Origin of the sequence: Jutongia huaianensis (assembly GCF_014384985.1) — a bacterium.
Classification (GTDB): Bacteria; Bacillota; Clostridia; order Lachnospirales; family Lachnospiraceae; genus Jutongia; species Jutongia huaianensis.
On record NZ_JACRSX010000010.1, the window covers coordinates 1 to 17352 of the forward strand.

General features: G+C 42.2%; 17 protein-coding genes and 1 pseudogene. 14 read left to right on the forward strand and 4 right to left on the reverse strand.

Features of this window, described 5'->3' with window-relative positions; translation table 11 throughout:
- Window positions 1-207: 207 nt before the first annotated feature.
- A complete protein-coding gene (locus tag H8704_RS08145; protein ID WP_118676547.1) occupies window positions 208-777 on the reverse strand; it encodes a tyrosine-type recombinase/integrase in 570 nt (189 codons plus the stop codon).
- A 161-nt stretch (window positions 778-938) separates the two neighbouring features.
- Here H8704_RS08145 and H8704_RS08150 point away from each other — a divergent pair, with 161 nt between their 5' ends.
- Window positions 939-1193: a carbon storage regulator gene (locus tag H8704_RS08150; RefSeq protein ID WP_118676545.1), complete on the forward strand. Its 255-nt coding sequence runs from the start codon at window positions 939-941 to the stop codon at window positions 1191-1193.
- 69 nt (window positions 1194-1262) lie between these two features.
- Window positions 1263-2618, forward strand: coding sequence for a flagellin N-terminal helical domain-containing protein (locus tag H8704_RS08155; protein WP_249297923.1), 1356 nt, complete (start codon window positions 1263-1265; stop codon window positions 2616-2618).
- Window positions 2619-2757: 139 nt separating this feature from the next.
- Here H8704_RS08155 and H8704_RS08160 read toward each other — a convergent pair whose 3' ends face one another.
- Window positions 2758-4011 carry an ATP-binding protein gene (locus H8704_RS08160; protein WP_118680085.1) on the reverse strand — a complete coding sequence of 418 codons (1254 nt, stop codon included), beginning with the start codon at window positions 4009-4011 and terminating at the stop codon, window positions 2758-2760.
- A 315-nt stretch (window positions 4012-4326) separates the two neighbouring features.
- Between H8704_RS08160 and H8704_RS14530 the strand changes: the two genes are divergently transcribed.
- The 3 genes and pseudogenes from H8704_RS14530 (at window position 4327) to H8704_RS14535 (ending at window position 5823) form a co-directional block, all read left to right on the forward strand.
- A complete protein-coding gene (locus H8704_RS14530) occupies window positions 4327-4407 on the forward strand; it encodes a carbon storage regulator (RefSeq protein ID WP_408611196.1) in 81 nt (26 codons plus the stop codon).
- Window positions 4370-4582, forward strand: a complete 213-nt coding sequence (locus tag H8704_RS08165; RefSeq protein ID WP_330605903.1) for a carbon storage regulator — start codon at window positions 4370-4372, stop codon at window positions 4580-4582. Before H8704_RS14530 ends, H8704_RS08165 begins: the two co-directional genes overlap by 38 nt.
- A 69-nt stretch (window positions 4583-4651) precedes the next feature.
- Window positions 4652-5823 (forward strand): annotated as a pseudogene (locus tag H8704_RS14535) (flagellin N-terminal helical domain-containing protein).
- Between the two features lie 349 nt (window positions 5824-6172).
- On the opposite strand, the gene H8704_RS08180 reads toward H8704_RS14535, so the two are convergent.
- Both H8704_RS08180 and H8704_RS08185 read right to left on the reverse strand, forming a co-directional pair.
- A complete protein-coding gene (locus tag H8704_RS08180) occupies window positions 6173-6433 on the reverse strand; it encodes a hypothetical protein (RefSeq protein ID WP_249297925.1) in 261 nt (86 codons plus the stop codon).
- Window positions 6434-6800: 367 nt separating this feature from the next.
- Window positions 6801-7034, reverse strand: a complete 234-nt coding sequence (locus H8704_RS08185; RefSeq protein WP_022464423.1) for a hypothetical protein — start codon at window positions 7032-7034, stop codon at window positions 6801-6803.
- 342 nt (window positions 7035-7376) lie between these two features.
- Here H8704_RS08185 and H8704_RS08190 point away from each other — a divergent pair, with 342 nt between their 5' ends.
- From H8704_RS08190 to H8704_RS08230, 9 genes are all read left to right on the forward strand, one after another.
- Entirely contained in the window at window positions 7377-8636 is a 1260-nt protein-coding gene (locus H8704_RS08190; RefSeq protein ID WP_249297926.1) for an SLC13 family permease, read from the forward strand.
- 165 nt (window positions 8637-8801) lie between these two features.
- Window positions 8802-9662, forward strand: a complete 861-nt coding sequence (nudC, locus tag H8704_RS08195) for an NAD(+) diphosphatase (protein WP_249297927.1) — start codon at window positions 8802-8804, stop codon at window positions 9660-9662.
- 20 nt (window positions 9663-9682) lie between these two features.
- Window positions 9683-10861 carry an iron-containing alcohol dehydrogenase gene (locus H8704_RS08200; protein WP_249297928.1) on the forward strand — a complete coding sequence of 393 codons (1179 nt, stop codon included), beginning with the start codon at window positions 9683-9685 and terminating at the stop codon, window positions 10859-10861.
- Between the two features lie 60 nt (window positions 10862-10921).
- Entirely contained in the window at window positions 10922-11911 is a 990-nt protein-coding gene (locus H8704_RS08205) for a nucleotidyltransferase family protein (RefSeq protein ID WP_249297929.1), read from the forward strand.
- A gap of 175 nt (window positions 11912-12086) precedes the next feature.
- Window positions 12087-13268 (forward strand): BMP family ABC transporter substrate-binding protein, encoded by a 1182-nt coding sequence (locus tag H8704_RS08210; protein ID WP_249297930.1) that lies wholly within the window; start codon window positions 12087-12089, stop codon window positions 13266-13268.
- Window positions 13269-13307: 39 nt separating this feature from the next.
- A complete protein-coding gene (locus H8704_RS08215) occupies window positions 13308-15014 on the forward strand; it encodes a methyl-accepting chemotaxis protein (RefSeq protein ID WP_249297931.1) in 1707 nt (568 codons plus the stop codon).
- A gap of 160 nt (window positions 15015-15174) precedes the next feature.
- On the forward strand, window positions 15175-15981 hold the full coding sequence (locus H8704_RS08220; protein WP_243101647.1) for a hypothetical protein: 807 nt from the start codon (window positions 15175-15177) through the stop codon (window positions 15979-15981).
- Window positions 15982-16152: 171 nt separating this feature from the next.
- Window positions 16153-16632 (forward strand): C-GCAxxG-C-C family protein, encoded by a 480-nt coding sequence (locus H8704_RS08225; protein WP_249297932.1) that lies wholly within the window; start codon window positions 16153-16155, stop codon window positions 16630-16632.
- Window positions 16633-16679: 47 nt separating this feature from the next.
- Complete coding sequence (locus H8704_RS08230; RefSeq protein ID WP_249297933.1) at window positions 16680-17345, forward strand: response regulator transcription factor; 666 nt, start codon at window positions 16680-16682, stop codon at window positions 17343-17345.
- Window positions 17346-17352: the final 7 nt, after the last annotated feature.

A 17352-nucleotide genomic window follows, 5' to 3' on the forward strand; every position in this document is an offset into this window, starting at 1 on the left:
ATATTCGTTTTTTGTTTCCTGATATTGACATCTGAATTCTGCATAATAGCATACAAAAAATGCAACACTTTCTAACAAAATGTTGCATTTTTGTTTACACAAATTATATCGACAGTAAGTGAGGAATCTTAACCCCTATTATAAAAAATTGTGAAATTAATCTGTTATCTTCTCTATATAGAATGAACAAATGCCGTCCGGTGCGCTTTAAAGATCGATTTTCCGAAAGACATAATCCATATCATCCTGTTCAATTCCAAGATACCGTTTTGTAATCTGATAAGAGGAATGATTGTATATATTCATCAGCATTGCGGGTGGAACGCCCTGCTTCCAGGCGTGATAACCAAAGGTTTTACGCAGGGAATGACAACTGATATGTCCCTCCAGTCCACATCCTTCGGCGGCACGGCGGATAATACGGTAGGCCTGATAACGGCTGATGGCATGTGATGGGTCCGAATGTGTGCAAAACAGGAAATCCTCTTCGTTTCGATCCTTGCGGCACATTACCAGTGCTTCATGCAGGGAATGATTTACGGCGATCATGGTCTTTTTTCCTGTTTTCTGTTCCACAAGACAGATATGTGATCGGTATCGTTTGTTCTGAAAATCGTATACATCATTCCAGCGTAATTTTAATATATCACTGATTCGCAGAGCCGTATTTAATCCCATAATGATCAGCAGATAATTTCGGTACTTCTCCTTTTCTAAATAATAATTCTTGAATTTTTCCAGTTCCCGTTTTCCCCTGATTGGATTTGTAGTTCCCATGTGTCCTCCTTCTGTACAAAAATGCACAACTTATTGATCAATTTACAGCATCATTATACCTTGAATACAACATTTTGTTAGAAATTGTATCTTTTTTTATTTCATTTCTGAAATCCTTTTGGACTTCGCAGATAAAAAGAGATAGAAAGGAGAAGCTTTCCATGCTGAGACTTACAGTAAGCCCGGAGGAATATCTGATGATTGGCGACAACATCAAGATTGTCTTTCTGGGAGGCTCAAAAAATCATCTGCAGATCATGGTGGATGCACCACGGGATGTAGACATTATGCGGAGTGAAGTGTATGAGCGGATGCATCCGGAGGCGGCAGAGCAGAACAGCTACTATGCAGAGCCGGATCCACCGGAAAAATATCGTAAACCAAAACAGCGTAACACCCGCCAGTATGCCGGATAGGCATAAGCGGGACAATTTATACACACACGGCACACGGATGTGCGGTGTTCAAACAAGGAGGTAATTACTATGATAGTACAACACAACATTACAGCAATGAATGCAAACAGAATGCTGGGACTGACTACAGGTTCCCTTGCAAAATCAACCGAGAAGCTTTCTTCCGGTTACCGGATCAACCGTGCAGCAGATGATGCCGCAGGTCTTACAATTTCCGAGAAGATGAGAAAGCAGATCCGTGGTCTGGATCAGGCATCTACCAACGCCGAGGATGGCGTTTCGGCAGTACAGACAGCTGAGGGTGCTTTGACAGAAGTACATTCTATGCTTCAGAGAATGAATGAGCTGGCTGTTCAGGCGTCCAATGGAACAAATTCTGAATCAGACCGTCAAGCTATTCAGGATGAGATTTCTCAGTTGACTACAGAAATTGATCGCGTATCCGAAACAACAAAATTTAACGAGACTTACTTATTAAAGGGGTCTACAGGCGATACAAATAAGTATATGAAAGCACATGATGCTGGTTTTGATGGAACTCTTGTTGACGGAGATAAAAAAGCATCGTTTGAGATGACAGTAAAAGAAGGAGAAAAATTAAAAATCGGAGGTGTAGAGTATGATGTTTATGCCGATGGTTCTGGATTGTCTGATCTTCAGACATCTGTCTCTGGTGCTACTGCTGGTACAAAGATTACTGTTGATGGAACTGAATACACGGTGGTAGATGCTGCAGGAACTGAAACGGGCAATTCTTTACATGCTTCTACAATTAGTGCAAAAATAGCAGTAGGTTCTAAAGTTAAAGTTGGTGCTGCAGATGCTGTCACAGCGGTAGATGATTCTAAGTCAACATCTATTAAGCAAAGTGATGCTATTACAAAAATCACTGAGGAGTTGAAACAGGCAAATTCAATTGGGGCTGTTGATGGAGATGCAATTGTAACTGCAGGTACTGCAGATGCAAATGGTAAAGTAACATTTGAAATTGAAAAAGGTTATGCAACTGTAAAGAATACATTGTCTTTTAATTTGCATGTAGGTGCAGATGCTGATGCTACTAATAAGATTACTGTAGATATTGATTCGATGAGTGCAGCGGGTTTGGGAATTAAAGATATTAATGTTAAGGATACAACAGGAATGGCTGGAACGTATGCAATTGATGCTATTAATGATGCAATTGCAACGGTATCTTCACAGCGTTCCGCTCTTGGTGCTGTACAGAACCGTCTGGAGCATACAATCGCGAACCTGGACAATGTCGTTGAGAACACCACTTCCGCTGAGTCTCGTATCCGTGATACAGATATGGCTGAAGAGATGGTTACATACTCAAAGAACAGTATCCTTCAGCAGGCTGGTCAGTCTATGCTTGCACAGGCTAATCAGGCAAACCAGGGAGTTCTTTCACTTCTCCAGTAATTTGTTGAGAGAGTAAGTTTTTAGCAGGAAAGCGGATTTCTCAAATGTTGCATTTTGAATAATCGCAGATGATTCACCGCTGGTTCGGCATATCCGGATCAGCGGTGTTTTTATGGTAAATACCATATAACATTATATTTTACAATTCCAGACTATTCTCCCTTAATAGGAAGTCGTATATGCTCATAGTTGTAATTCCATATTCATCTCTCGTAATATTTACAACATCCCTGACAACAATGATTTTTTTGAAGGAGTCATTGATATTGATGAGAGAAGCACATTCTTGGATACGTTTTTCATCTGTTGGTATATGGAAAGCGGATTGAATGTAATAGCGTTTGCTGCCAAGATTGGCAATAAAATCAATTTCCAATTGTTTTTTATATTCTTTGCCATCTTCATTTTTTCCACGCTTGTCGACAACACCAACATCAACAGAGTAGCCTCTGCTTCGTAACTCGTTGTAAATGACATTTTCCATAAGATGCGTTTCCTCTACTTGACGGAAACCTAACCGTGCATTTCTCAATCCAACATCTTCAAAATAATATTTTAATGGAGAACCAATGTATTTTCGTCCTTTTACATTATAGCGGTTTGCCTTATGGATGATAAATGCATCCTCCAAATATTCGATATATTGTCGAATCGTATTCAGGCTGATTGTTGATTTAATAGTACTTTGAAAGGTTGCTTCAATTTTTGGAGGATTTGTTAATGAACCAATGGCAGAAGCCAGAATATTCACCAGATCATCTAACTCCTGTGTTTTTTCAATACGATGTCGTTCAATAATGTCTTTCAGATAAGTTTCTGTAAAGAGATTTGTCAGGTAGTTGATTTTTTGTTCCTCGGTTTTCATGGTTACAGTAAGCGGAAGCCCCCCATAGACAATATATTCAGCCCATCCGTGATAAATATCTCCATCATAGGCTTCCATAAATTCCTTGAAGGTCAATGGAAAAATGTGAATTTCGTCGCCTCTTCCACGAAATTCAGTAATAACATCCTTAGACAAAAATTTTGAATTACTTCCAGTCACATAGATATCTGCATTACCAATATGCAATAAAGAATTTAATACTTCTTCAAAATCCTGCAGCATTTGTACTTCATCAAGCAGGATATAATATGGAGCATTATCTGTTATCAGTGACTCGATGTAGTCTAATATCGTGTCAGGCTCCCGATACTTTCTATTTTTACGTTGATCTAATTCAATCGTAATGATATGTGAAGCAGGGATGTCCTGCTTTAATAAGTAATTTTGAAAAATGTGAAATAAAAGGTAACTTTTTCCGCATCTTCTGATACCGGTTATCACTTTTACCATTCCATTGTGCATGCGGTTGATTAAATCGTTTAGGTATTTATCTCTTTTGATATCCATTAGGCATCCTCCTATATTGAATATTTTATACGGTTTCGGACAAATTATTCAATATCATTATACACACAAAAAAATAAAAATACAAATTATATTGAACAGTAATTACATAAATGTAAAAAAAGTTCAATGTAAAATGATAATAATAGTATTGAAATTTTGATCATTTTAGCATAAATCCGAGACATATAACTGTCCGATCATTTCATGAAACAGACCGTTAGAAAATGTGTCCTAATTTACAAAATTTTCCTGTAAAAAGTCTGTTTATATAACAGATACAGGGACTTGTTCGGACACAGAAAGGAGAAGCTTTCCATGCTGAGACTGACAGTAAGCCCGGAGGAATATCTGATGATTGGTGACAATATCAAGATCGTTTTTCTGGGGGGGTTCTAAAAATCATCTGCAGATCATGGTGGATGCACCACGGGATGTAGACATTATGCGGAGTGAAGTGTATGAGCGGATGCATCCGGAGGCGGCAGAGCAGAACAACTACTATGCAGAGCCGGATCCACCGGAAAAATATCGTAAACCAAAACAGCGTAACACCCGCCAGTATGCCGGATAGGCATAAGCGGGACAATTTATACACACACGGCACACGGATGTGCTGTGTTCAAACAAGGAGGTAATTACTATGATAGTACAACACAACATTACAGCAATGAACGCAAACAGAATGCTGGGCCTGATTACAGGTTCCCTTGCAAAATCAACCGAGAAGCTTTCTTCCGGTTACCGGATCAACCGTGCAGCAGATGATGCCGCAGGTCTTACAATTTCCGAGAAGATGAGAAAGCAGATCCGTGGTCTGGATCAGGCATCTACCAACGCCGAGGATGGCGTTTCGGCAGTACAGACAGCTGAGGGTGCTCTGACAGAAGTGCACAGTATGCTTCAGAGAATGAACGAGCTGGCAGTACAGGCATCCAATGGAACAATGTCTGCGGATGATCGTCAGGCAGTACAGGATGAGATTGACAAGCTGGTTGATGAGGTGGATCGTGTAGCAGAGACTACAAAGTTTAATGAAACGTATCTGTTAAAGGGGGATCCTGAGTCTAAAACAACGACATATGAAGCAAAATATAAGAATCCATTAAAGAATACGGTATCACAGATTGCAAATAAGGATACATATGCCACTGGTGATTCTAATACTCTTACGGCAGCTGATATTGATAAGTATGTAGAAGTCGATGAAACTGGAAAGCTTAAGTACAAAGAAGGAAAAGTGTTGTATAAAAAAGCAGGAACACCAGGAACGGCAGTAGGACAACAGGAGAATATAAGACAAAGTTGTATCAGAAGACAGGACCAACGGATACAACGGCCTCAGAAATAGGAGCAGATTATATTGACAAATACGTTAATGTAACTGCTACAACTAAGGCAAATCCTCTGGAATTCAATCTGCATGTTGGCGCTGAATCAGATGAGGCCAACAAGATTAAGGTAGAGATTAAAGCGATGTCTGCTAATGGAATTGGAGTGGATGTATTAAAGGGAAAAGGAATGACATCTGAGGATTCTGCTACAGCAGCCATTGACATTATTGGTAAGGCTATTAGTGAGGTTTCTTCACAGCGTTCCGCTCTTGGTGCTGTACAGAACCGTCTGGAGCATACAATCGCGAATCTGGACAATGTCGTTGAGAACACCACTTCCGCTGAGTCACGTATCCGTGATACAGATATGGCTGAAGAGATGGTGGCATACTCAAAAAACAGTATCCTTCAGCAGGCTGGTCAGTCTATGCTTGCACAGGCAAATCAGGCAAATCAGGGAGTTCTTTCTCTTCTCCAGTAATTTAATTATTGAGAGAGTAGGTTTTTAGCAGGAAAACTGCTTTTCAAATGTTGCATTTTGAATAGTTGCAGATGATTTACCGCTGGTTCGGCATATCCGGATCAGCGGTTGTTTTTATAAATACATGTTGCTATAAATATTTCTTAAACTCGGTGGTTGTTATTTTGAGAATCCCGGCGGCCGTATCGACTGTAATTGAACCGGATTTTACAAGAGTAACAAGAACTTCGATTCGCTCCTCAATTCGCCCTTCGCTTCGACCTTTATCCTCTAATCTTTGAGCAACATCACACATGGTCCTCACCTGTCCTTTCTCATTGGAAAATGTTAATATTTTTCGTAGCGGTTATCACCACTCATAACTAAAAATGCGTACAGGCATATATTTGTCTGGATTTGTTTGATTCTCAAAGCCAATCAATGCAATTTTTATATTTCCATCTGTCCATGATTTCAGTATGTCTCTTTCCTGCTCGTGAAGCCGGTCGTTACCCGACTTATATTGGGAGAGGGTTCTTTCATTTTTTAAGGAATCAGGGGAGACCATTTGCTCTCCCTGAAATAACAGGACATTTGCAATATCTGCAAACACATCATTATAATCTGCCAAAATCTTTTCTGTAATGTCTTTTGCTCCCAAGTAAACTCCTTTCTTTCGAAACAGCATAATATCCTTGAAAGCTTTCAATTTATTATATGTTATACATTTCGAAAAAACAATGATCATGTGTACTGTGTTGATATACCTTTTGGATTTTGTGGTTAAAAATAATAGAAATTTTGAAAAATAGATCGTATACGATTTTCTAAGATTGTAGCATGCATACAATAGAGTGTCGAGAGGTAAAATAAATTTCTGCATTGTGCCGAAAATATAGGGAGAAATTCAGCATAATGACATAAAAATGCCGCTTCCCACACGATATTTTCTGAAAATGAAGGCTTGTAGTAGAAAGTAAAAAAATATGACCAGACAATTATCTGGTCATATTTTTTAAGTCCTCGATCAGTTCCAAATCTTCCGGGTTGATCTTGAGATTGGTAGAAATATTCTGTCCTTCCGGTGTAGTAATATTGATCTCAAGAATCGTTCCTTCTCTCAGAACATTATTATTCACAGCGGCTTGTAAAAACATTGGAAATTTTGGATGGGAAGCCGTAAATTTTTCCCATGAGCTTTTTAAACGAAATATCATAGCTGGATTGATCATTGGTAAATTCCTCGTCTTTCTATTGTACATATTCGTTTGGAATAAAATATTGTGTTCCGGATATTCTGATATGTGCTGGTAAGTAGTTTAACACAGTATGCAAAATAATCAAGTGGTTTGAAAGAAAAATTCAAGGAATCGAAAATTTATAGAATTAAAATCTTCAGAACGAGATTTCAGCGCCGTACAGAAAGAGCAGTTTCGGTTGTAATCAAGACAGGTGTGTTATAAAATAGAATCGGAACTAATGTGGTAGCTTTGGGGCTGTGAAGCAAAGCTTGTAGATGCGTTAGGTGATAATGTCGGATTAGTATAGAATATAGTCAGGAAAGCAGGAAGAAAATGAAAAGAATCCTAATTTTTATCAAAAAAGAAACCGTTTTAGTCGTTGCTATTTTATTAGCTGTAATTTCTATAATATTTATTCCACCGGATCAGCAATATCCGGAATATATTGATTTTCGGACACTTGGTATTCTTTTTGGATTGATGACCTGTGTGGCAGGGGTACAGCAGTTGGGGGTATTTGATCGTCTTGCCGGGATGCTGTTGCGGAAAGTATCCGGCAGAATGGCGATTACTTCTGTTTTAGTAATGCTTTGCTTTTTTTCTTCCATGCTGCTCACAAATGATGTGGCATTGATTACGTTTGTTCCATTTTCCTTGATACTTCTTCAAAGAAAAAAAGAACTATTTGATGAAAAATGGATTCTTCGGATTGTGGTGATGCAGACCATTGCGGCCAATTTGGGGAGCATGCTGACCCCCATTGGCAATCCGCAAAATTTGTATCTGTTTGGATTGGCACAGATGAGAATTGAAAAATTTATATTGCTTATGCTGCCATATTCTGTGATGGCGTTTTTGGTGCTTATAACATGGATCATACTGGCATCCGGCATTAGCCGGATATATGCAAGGAATGATCAAAAACAAGACCAGACAACGATAAAGAATATACAAGATAATAAAATTACTTTCAGTAAAGAGGATGGGAGACATCAATTATCCGAGGAAAAACACTCTGAAAAATCAATATCTTTTTCGTGGAAATTATGGTGTTATTGTGTGCTATTTCTTCTGGGACTCTTTGTTGTGGGAAGGGTTCTTCCATGGTCTGTTTTCACTGTGTTTGTTTTGGTATTTACATTCGCAGCTGATAGGAAGACATTAATGAAAGTAGATTATTCGCTTCTTGGAACCTTTGCGGCGTTATTTATTTTTATTGGAAATTTAGGGAGGATAGAAGTATTTCGACAGTTTTTGGAAAGAATGATCCGCGGAAGAGAAATGGTTACTTCTGTGCTTGCCAGTCAGGTGATGAGTAATGTGCCTGCAGCAATTCTTCTGTCCGGATTTACGGACGCAATTCCCAATCTGATCGTGGGCACGAATATCGGAGGACTGGGAACATTGATTGCATCAATGGCAAGTCTGATCAGTTTTAAATATATTGCCAGAGAATACCCTGCACAAAAGGGAAGATATTTTTGCATGTTTACATTGGCCAATGTATTCTTTTTGCTTGTGATGTTGATAGTATACCTCGTCTTTCTATCCCCTGTGTTCGTCAAAACAAAACAATTTGTCTTAGCATTCTGATATGTGTTGGAAGATAGTTTGACACAGTATGATCAGGGCATTCCAAAATTTCAGCTGTACATAGGAGGAGCAATTCCGGTTGTAATAAAGAGAGGGGTGTTATAAAATAGAACCAGTACAGATATGGAAAATGGTACAGAATATGTCAGGAAAGCAGGCGGAACAATGATACAGGATATATTACCTCAAAAGCTTTATAATACATTTGTCAGAAAGGAGCCTTCGCCGGACAGCAGGATCTTAAGCTTCCGGGAGGGGGGAGCATTATACCGGGAGCAGGATGGAGAGCTTACGTTTCTTACCTTTCGTCAGGTGAAGGAATATTATCAGAAAAAATTACAGACACTTCCGAAGGCTGTTTTTCTATTTTCTGTAGATACACAGGATTATTTTTTGATGGATCTGGGCGAAGCTGTGATGGAAGGTTACAGATATCATAAAATGTTTGAAACCCGCCGGTTGTCTCCGAAGGAAAATGTTCTGGCAGCTGCGACCGGCTGGCACTTATATGTGTGGTACCGGGATAATCAATATTGTGGACGGTGTGCCCATAAAATGGTACACGATGAAACCCTTCGGATGATGAAGTGTCCGGATTGTGGCAATATGGTATTTCCGAAGATTGCACCGGCAGTGATCGTGGGGGTGACAGATGGAGACCGGATTCTGATGACCAAATATGCGGACAGAGAATATAAGAAATATGCGTTGATCGCAGGCTTTACGGAAATTGGAGAGACAGCGGAGCAGACGGTGGAGCGGGAAGTCATGGAGGAGGTAGGGCTTTCTGTAGAAAATATCCGTTATTACAAAAGCCAGCCATGGGGATATGACAGTAATCTTTTACTAGGGTATTTTTGTGATCTGGCACAGAAGAGGGAGATTCATCTGGATGAGACAGAGCTTTCTCTTGCAGAATGGGTGGATTACCGGGATATTCCGGATGATCCGGAGGGATTAAGTCTCACCAGAGAAATGATGATCACGTTTCGGGAGCAGAAAAAACGGGAGCACAGTCAGAGATAATAGAACAGGAGATCAAAGAGATGACAAATTTTGATTATTATGCACCAACAAAAGTGGTTTTTGGAAAAGGAACAGAAGATCAGGCAGGAGATCTGGTCAGGGAACAGGGAGCTACAAAGGTATTGGTTCATTATGGAAGCGGAAGTGTGAAAAGAAGCGGGCTGTTGGAACGTATTTATCAGTCACTGGAGCAGGCTGGAATCCCTTTTGTGTCATTGGGAGGCGTGGTGCCAAATCCAAGGCTGTCTCTCGTGTACCAGGGAATTGAGCTTTGCAAAAAAGAGCATGTAGATTTTATTCTCGCCGTTGGTGGAGGAAGTGTCATTGATTCCGGCAAGGCAATCGGATATGGTGTGGCAAACGAGGGAGACGTATGGGATTTCTATGAGAGAAAACGTGTGGCTGCAGGGTGCCTGCCCATCGGCGTGGTGCTGACGATTGCGGCTGCCGGTTCAGAAATGAGCAATTCTTCTGTGATCACCAATGAGGATGGATGGCTGAAACGCGGCTATGGAAATGATTGCTGCCGTGCCAGATTTGCTGTGATGAATCCGGAGCTTACAATGACTCTTCCAAAGTATCAGACGGCCAGCGGCTGCGTGGACATTATGATGCATACCATGGAGCGTTATTTTAACCAGGAAGAGAATCTGGATCTTACGGATGGATTTAGTGAGCATCTGATCCGGACAGTTATGGAGAATGCACGGATCCTTATGAAGGAGCCGGACAATTATAAAGCAAGAGCAGAGGTGATGTGGGCAGGAAGCCTGTCTCATAATGGTCTGACCGGATGTGGAACGGCAGGCGGGGACTGGGCAAGTCATCAGCTGGAGCACGAGCTGGGCGGTATGTTTGATGTGGCGCATGGTGCGGGACTGTCTGCTGTCTGGGGAAGCTGGGCAAGATATGTTCTGGAGGGGAATCCCGGCAGATTTGCACAGTTTGCTGTCCGTGTAATGGGACAGGAGAAAGGAAAGGATGACACAGAAACAGCACTTCGGGGAATTTGTGCCATGGAGGAGTTTTACCATCAGGTAGAAATGCCGACAAGTCTTTCGGAGCTGGGAATCAATCCGACGGAGGAGCAGCTTCACAGTCTGGCAGAAAAGTGCAGTCATTTTGGAAAACGGACGGTTGGCTGCATTAAAAAGCTGGATCAGGAAGATATGTATCAGATTTATAAAATGGCAATGTAAAGTTTTTTTAATGGATCCGGTGAGCAGACAATACCAGCAGGAGAGGGTGGTACAAAACAAATGATAGCATTAAACGATTATTTATATTCGGGCGATACGGTTCTTCGGATATTGCAGAAATACAGCAGCGATCTGGAACAGGAGGCACAGAAAAGTCATAATGAGGTGGATCTGCTGCATTGTGCATTTCTGTCCCAGATTATGGACATGTTGGAACACAATGATTTCCTAACGGCGCAGTCCCAGAAGATACGGGAATTCTACATGTATATGGCAAAGGAATATCCGTTTCTTGCCTTTACGTTTAAAGGAAGGATTAAATCTCTGATCCGTGCGGAGGAGAAATTTAATGGATATATTGTCGAGTACATCTATGATTATTATGAAAAATATCATCAATTTCCGTCGATGGAAGAGATTAAAAAGCGTCTGGATTGTTTTCGGGATCTGATCGCATACCGGGTTGTGATCTCTTTACCACAGTGTCATCTGAAAGAAGGGCAGGATCGGGAAAAGGAGGAGTTGCGATATCTTTATGAGATTGCCAATGTATTGCCATTCTTTATGGAACAGAGAGGTTTCCGGGTAGAATCTGCAAAGGGAGTACGGGTGAGCAGTTCTGATATGTTGAAGGAAGCTGTCCGGCCTTATTACCGGGATTATATATCGAATGAGGGGGAATATGGTTATCGTTCTTTGCATATTACATTTTATGATGATACGGCAAAATGCTATATGGAGGTCCAGCTTCGGACAAAGGCCATGGATGATAACGCAGAGATCGGTCCGGCAAATCATCTGGGATACGAGAAACGGCAGGAAAATGAACGCGCCAGAAGAGATGTCATTCCTGTAGGAGAATGCAGATGTTTTGATGAAGCCTATGAACGAGGAATGCGCCTGCAGAAGCTGGAGCTTGCAAAACTGGACGTCAATATGTTTTCCGCGGCCAATAACAGTCTGATCAATGACGGTTGTGGTTTGTACCGGGGCAGACTGATTCTTCCCTATGAGCATTTATCACGTTTTCAGAGTGATCTGTCATCTTAAGTGTTGCCAATACACGTTAGTGCATAAAAATGTCGTTTTGTGAAAAAGATGACGAGAAATAATGACGAAAAACTAAAAATGTGATATCATAAATCTCATGGAAATGATTATCTGCAGATCAATAAAACGATCATGCAGATATACATAGGAACGGAATAGTTAAGGGAGAAAATGTATGAAAAAAAAGAGAATATGGAAAAAGGCGGCAATGTTGTTATCTGCTACTCTTCTTTTAACAGGATGTGGTGCAGGAAAGTCAGGGACACCGGATGATTATGCAACCAATAAGGGCTATGAGGAGGATACTACTCAGAAGGGCAGTTCCGATGGGATTGCCAAGGAGGATATTAAGGTTGGTGTGCTGTATCTTTCTGATCCATCAGAGGGAAGTGGTTATTCTTACACTCACGATCTGGGTGTAAAGGGGATGCAGGAGAATCTTCTGCTGTCGGATGATCAGATCGAACGCAAAATTGTAGATGATTCTGATGAAAAAGCGACAGAGAAAGCGATTGAAGAATGTGTTGCAGATGGCTGCAATATCATATTTACCACAAGCTGGGGATATATGCAGGTGACCGCAGACATGGCAGAGAAGTATCCAGATGTATATTTTTCCCATGGAACAGGTTATATGTCCAATGGCAAGAATTTTAACAACTATTTTGGTCGTATCTATCAGGCAAGATATCTCAGCGGAATCGTAGCCGGTATGAATACAAAGGATAATAAGATCGGCTATGTAGCGGCACAGGATTCCTCGAATTCTGAAGTGACCGGAGGCATTGATGCTTTCGCTATTGGTGTGGAGTCAGTGAATCCGAAGGCGAAGATTTATGTAGATGTAACCAATAGCTGGTATGACGAGAAAAAGGAAAAGAAAGCTTCAGAGCGTCTGTTGAATATGGGGTGTGATGTGATGACACAGCATTGTGATACGCCATATCCTCAGACTCTGGCACAGGAGAAGGGAGTTTACGGTATTGGATACAATTCTGATATGAGCAAGGAGACGCCGGATTCCTGCCTGACCAGTGTCATATGGAACTGGAGTGCATATTATACTTCTGCAGTGAAAAGTATCATTGATGGCACCTGGGATGGAAGCAATTATTACGGTGGTATGGCCGAGGGGCTTGTAAGCATTACAGATCTGGCATCCTTTGCGGCAGAAGGCACGCAGCAGAAGGTAGATGAGGCGACAGCCGAGATCCTTAGTGGGGATAACAATGTATTTGATGGTGTTCTTGTGACCAATACAGGCAAAAAGATCGGCAAAAAGGGAAAGACTCTGGATGATGCAACGATCACAGGAAAGATCAACTGGTATTACCGCAATGTTGTTGTATTAAAATAACTGAAACTTCCCACACCAAATAAAAAATGGAGGTCTTGTATGAAATTTACATTACGAAAAAAGATTATTTTAAGCGCAATTTTACCTCTTCTTTTACTGGGAGCCAGTATTATCATTATTGCGGCGACGATCGTAAAGGGTTCTATCATCAGTAAGGTAGAGGAGTCCCTGAAGGGAACGGCAGTAGCTACTGAGGCAGCATATGACCAGAATGCAGGCTCGTATCTCAAGGCAGAGAATGGTGCTATCTGGAAGGGAAGCTACAACATATCACAGTCGGAGACTCTGGTGGACACGATTAAAGAGGAGTCCGGTATGGATGTGACCTTCTTTTATGGCTCTGACCGGATTATGACATCGGCAAAGGATAAGGACGGCAACCGTCTGCTGGGCAGTCCGGCAGGAGATAAAATTAAAAAAAGAGTGCTGGAACAGGGCAAAGAATATTTTAGTGATAACATTTCCATAGATGGAACGATTTATTACGGCTACTATGTGCCGGTTTATCAGGATGGTTCCAAGGATGCGCCTGTTGGAATAGTTTTTGCAGGTCAGGAAAAGCAGAAAACATTTCGCAGTGTCCTTAAGATCATCAATACCATCGTGGCTATGGTAGTGATCATTATGGTGATCTGCAGTATTGCAGTGGGCATCAGTGCTAACTCTATTACCAGAGCATTAAATAAGAGTATTGCAGAGGTTTTAGAGGTATCCTCCGGTAATCTGAATGTAAGACAGAACAGGAAGCTTCTCCACAGAAAGGATGAGATTGGCAACCTGTCCAGAGCGGTTCACAGTCTGCAGGAGGAATTATGCAAGATTATTGGAGACATTAAAGATAGTACCGACACACTTCTGGATGCCTCCAATACATTGGAGGAGACGTCCCAGGATACTCATAACAGTATCGGAGAGGTGAATCACGCTATGGACACCATTACCGGTGGAGCAAACCGGCAGGCGGAGGATGTGGGGCGTGCTTCTGACAATGTGCGGGATATGGGAGAGTTGATCATTCAGACCGGAAAGGAAGCGGACTCACTGGAGAGCAGTGCGGACAGCATGAAGGGAGCCAGTGACAAAACGGCTGTGACCATTGATGAGCTTCGCGGTATTAGTGAAGATGTGAAGCGGGCGGTATCTGAGATTGCAGAGCAGACTACACAGACCAACAGCTCGGCACAGAGCATCCGGGAGGCATCCCAGTTTATTTCGGAGATCGCCGAGGAAACCAATTTGTTGTCCTTAAATGCCAGTATTGAGGCAGCCCGTGCCGGTGAGGCAGGAAGAGGATTTGCTGTGGTTGCATCCCAGATTCAGAAGCTGGCAGAGCAGTCCAACGCAGCCAGTGGCAACATTGAGGAGATCGTGAATACTCTTCTGATAAATTCTGAACGGGTTGTTGCAACGATGGCGCAGACACAGGAGGTCATTGACCGGCAGAATGAATATATTGCCAACACAGAGCAGAGTGTGGAAAGTGTAATGAAGGAAATTGAAATTTCCATCGAGTATATCCGGAATATTGGACAGAGTATGAAAAAGCTGGAGAATGCCAGAGCAGAGATCATACAGAGAATTGATGCAATGTCTGAGATCGCGCAGAGTAATGTTTCCGGTACTTCCCAGACCAGTATGGCACTTCAGGCGATGGAGGAAAGTTTTAAGAATATTGAGACTTCTACGGAAAATCTCAGAAATACGGCAGATATGTTGGTACAGAATATAGGACATTTTACAATGTAGCCATTATTCAGGCGGTTTCGTGAGATTTGGTAGATTTTAGAGTAAATTAGCAGAACAATCTGAAAAAGTTGTCATATACTGTACTATACTTTCATAGTAAAGGATGGGAAACGATATGGCACGATTTACAAATCAGGCGTAGCTACGGTATGGAAATGCCGTGACAAATTCCAACATTGCAGTGGGTGAGATCCTTGAGGTTCTTTCTGCAACAAAAACGGCTGTCAGAGCGACCTATGGGCAGAATGACAATGTCACATATATTGTGAGCATTGTCAATTCCGGAACGACTCCGGTCACAGGTCTTACGCTGACGGACAATTTAGGAGCGTATCCTTTTGGGACAGGAGAACTGGTTCCATTAACCTATGTTGCCGGAACGATCAATTATTATGTCAATGGTACCCTGCAGACAACGCCGACAGTAACCGCAGGCCCGCCGATGACTGTCACCGGGATCAATGTTCCGGCAGGAGGAAATGCTACGATCATTTACGAAGCATCAGTCAATCAGAATGCTCCGTTGGCAGTGGAATCTGAGATCACCAATACGGCGACGATCACCGGAGGAGGGATCACTCCGATCAGGGTGACGGAAACGATTGGTGCTGCCAGTGCACCAAACCTGAATATTACCAAATCAGTCAGCCCGGTACCGGTGACGGAAAACGGTACGCTGACGTATACTTTTGTAATCCAGAATTTTGGCAATGCGGCAGCCAATGCAGCGACCGGGGCAGTGATCACAGATACCTTTGATCCCGTTTTGTCAAATCTGACCGTAACCTTTAACGGAACGGCATGGACAGATCCGACGGAGTACACCTATGATGAGACCACAGGAGTATTTGCGACGGCAGCGGGAGGGATTACGGTACCGGCAGCCACTTATACCCAGGATCCGGTCAGTGGAGCATGGGTCGCAAATCCGGGAGTCAGCACGCTGGTGGTCACAGGCACTATTTAAAAATAACCGGATTAGGAAAAGACCAGGATGAAAGTTCTCTACAGGAGTAGTCGTGCGTTCGTTGACGCGACAGAGCCCCTGTGCTAAGATGAAACTGGAATGTAGTAAGAATCAGATGGAAATGCAGACTGCAAACCATCTGATTCTTTTTTTGCAGAAGGGAAAAGTACAATGGAATTAGATGTAGAGAACAGCTATTATGGACAAAAAGCCAAAAAATTATTTCTGGAGGGATATAACTGCAGCCAGTCTGTTTTTCTGGCGTTTGAAGATAAATATGATATGGATCACAGCATGGCTATGAGGTTAAGTTCTTCTTTTGGAGGAGGTATGGGCAGGCTGCGGGAGGTATGTGGTGCCGTGTCCGGCATGTTTATGGTTGCAGGTCTGTTATACGGATATGATGAGCCGAAGAATTTTGAGGCAAAATCAGAGCATTATGCAAGAATTCAGGAGCTGGCGGGCGAGTATAGGGTGCGCAACGGCTCTATTGTGTGCCGGGAGATTCTGGGGCTGGGAAAAGGTAAGGATGATCCGGTGCCATCCAGACGGACAAAGGAGTATTATCAAAAACGGCCATGTCCGGATCTGGTGGCGATGGCAGCAGCGATTATGGAGGAATATATCCGGGAGAATCCGTTAGAAGGATAAAGCTGCAGATTTGTCGGTTGTGAATTTCTAAAGGAGCATGGAATATTATGAAAAAAATAGTGATCGTGGAGGATGAGAAGGTGATCCGGGAGGAGTTGTATGCTCTTCTGGAAAATGCGGGATATGGGCCTGTGGCTGTGACCGATTTTGTACATACGGTACCGGAGATATTAAACAGTGGTGCAGATCTGGTGCTCCTGGACATCAATATTCCAAAGATGAATGGAGAACAGGTGCTGCGGGAAATCCGCCAGAAGTCGGAAATTCCGGTGATTATGGTGACAAGCCGCACGGAAGAGCTGGATGAGGTGCTTTCTATGAGTTATGGTGCGGATGATTATATTACGAAGCCCTATAACCCAACAATCCTTTTGCTGCGTATTCAGGCGATTCTCAAACGGATAGAAAATACCGGGGCGGATCTGTACCATTATCGGGACATTGAGATCCGGCAGGCCAAGGGTGTCCTGAATCGTGGACAGGATCAGATGGTCCTTACGAAAAATGAAATGCTGATCTTTATGGTTCTGCTTCATCATCAGGGGGAGATCGTATCGAGGGATGATCTGATGACCGAATTATGGGACAATAGTGAATATATCAGTGACAATGCCCTGACGGTGAATATCAGCAGACTCCGGGCAAAGCTGGAGCAGATGGGGTATCCTGATGTGATAGAAACCAGAAAAAAACAGGGGTATGTATTAGTGTAGACGTTCA

Excerpts from the sequence above, each read along its gene's own strand:
- H8704_RS08145 (WP_118676547.1), bottom strand. The coding sequence starts at position 777 with ATGGGAACTACAAATCCAATCAGGGGAAAACGGGAACTGGAAAAATTC.
- H8704_RS08150 (WP_118676545.1), top strand. The coding sequence starts at position 939 with ATGCTGAGACTTACAGTAAGCCCGGAGGAATATCTGATGATTGGCGAC.
- H8704_RS08155 (WP_249297923.1), top strand. The coding sequence starts at position 1,263 with ATGATAGTACAACACAACATTACAGCAATGAATGCAAACAGAATGCTG.
- H8704_RS08160 (WP_118680085.1), bottom strand. The coding sequence starts at position 4,011 with ATGGATATCAAAAGAGATAAATACCTAAACGATTTAATCAACCGCATG.
- H8704_RS14530 (WP_408611196.1), top strand. The coding sequence starts at position 4,327 with ATGCTGAGACTGACAGTAAGCCCGGAGGAATATCTGATGATTGGTGAC.
- H8704_RS08185 (WP_022464423.1), bottom strand. The coding sequence starts at position 7,034 with ATGATCAATCCAGCTATGATATTTCGTTTAAAAAGCTCATGGGAAAAA.
- H8704_RS08190 (WP_249297926.1), top strand. The coding sequence starts at position 7,377 with ATGAAAAGAATCCTAATTTTTATCAAAAAAGAAACCGTTTTAGTCGTT.
- nudC (WP_249297927.1), top strand. The coding sequence starts at position 8,802 with ATGATACAGGATATATTACCTCAAAAGCTTTATAATACATTTGTCAGA.
- H8704_RS08200 (WP_249297928.1), top strand. The coding sequence starts at position 9,683 with ATGACAAATTTTGATTATTATGCACCAACAAAAGTGGTTTTTGGAAAA.
- H8704_RS08205 (WP_249297929.1), top strand. The coding sequence starts at position 10,922 with ATGATAGCATTAAACGATTATTTATATTCGGGCGATACGGTTCTTCGG.
- H8704_RS08210 (WP_249297930.1), top strand. The coding sequence starts at position 12,087 with ATGAAAAAAAAGAGAATATGGAAAAAGGCGGCAATGTTGTTATCTGCT.
- H8704_RS08215 (WP_249297931.1), top strand. The coding sequence starts at position 13,308 with ATGAAATTTACATTACGAAAAAAGATTATTTTAAGCGCAATTTTACCT.
- H8704_RS08225 (WP_249297932.1), top strand. The coding sequence starts at position 16,153 with ATGGAATTAGATGTAGAGAACAGCTATTATGGACAAAAAGCCAAAAAA.
- H8704_RS08230 (WP_249297933.1), top strand. The coding sequence starts at position 16,680 with ATGAAAAAAATAGTGATCGTGGAGGATGAGAAGGTGATCCGGGAGGAG.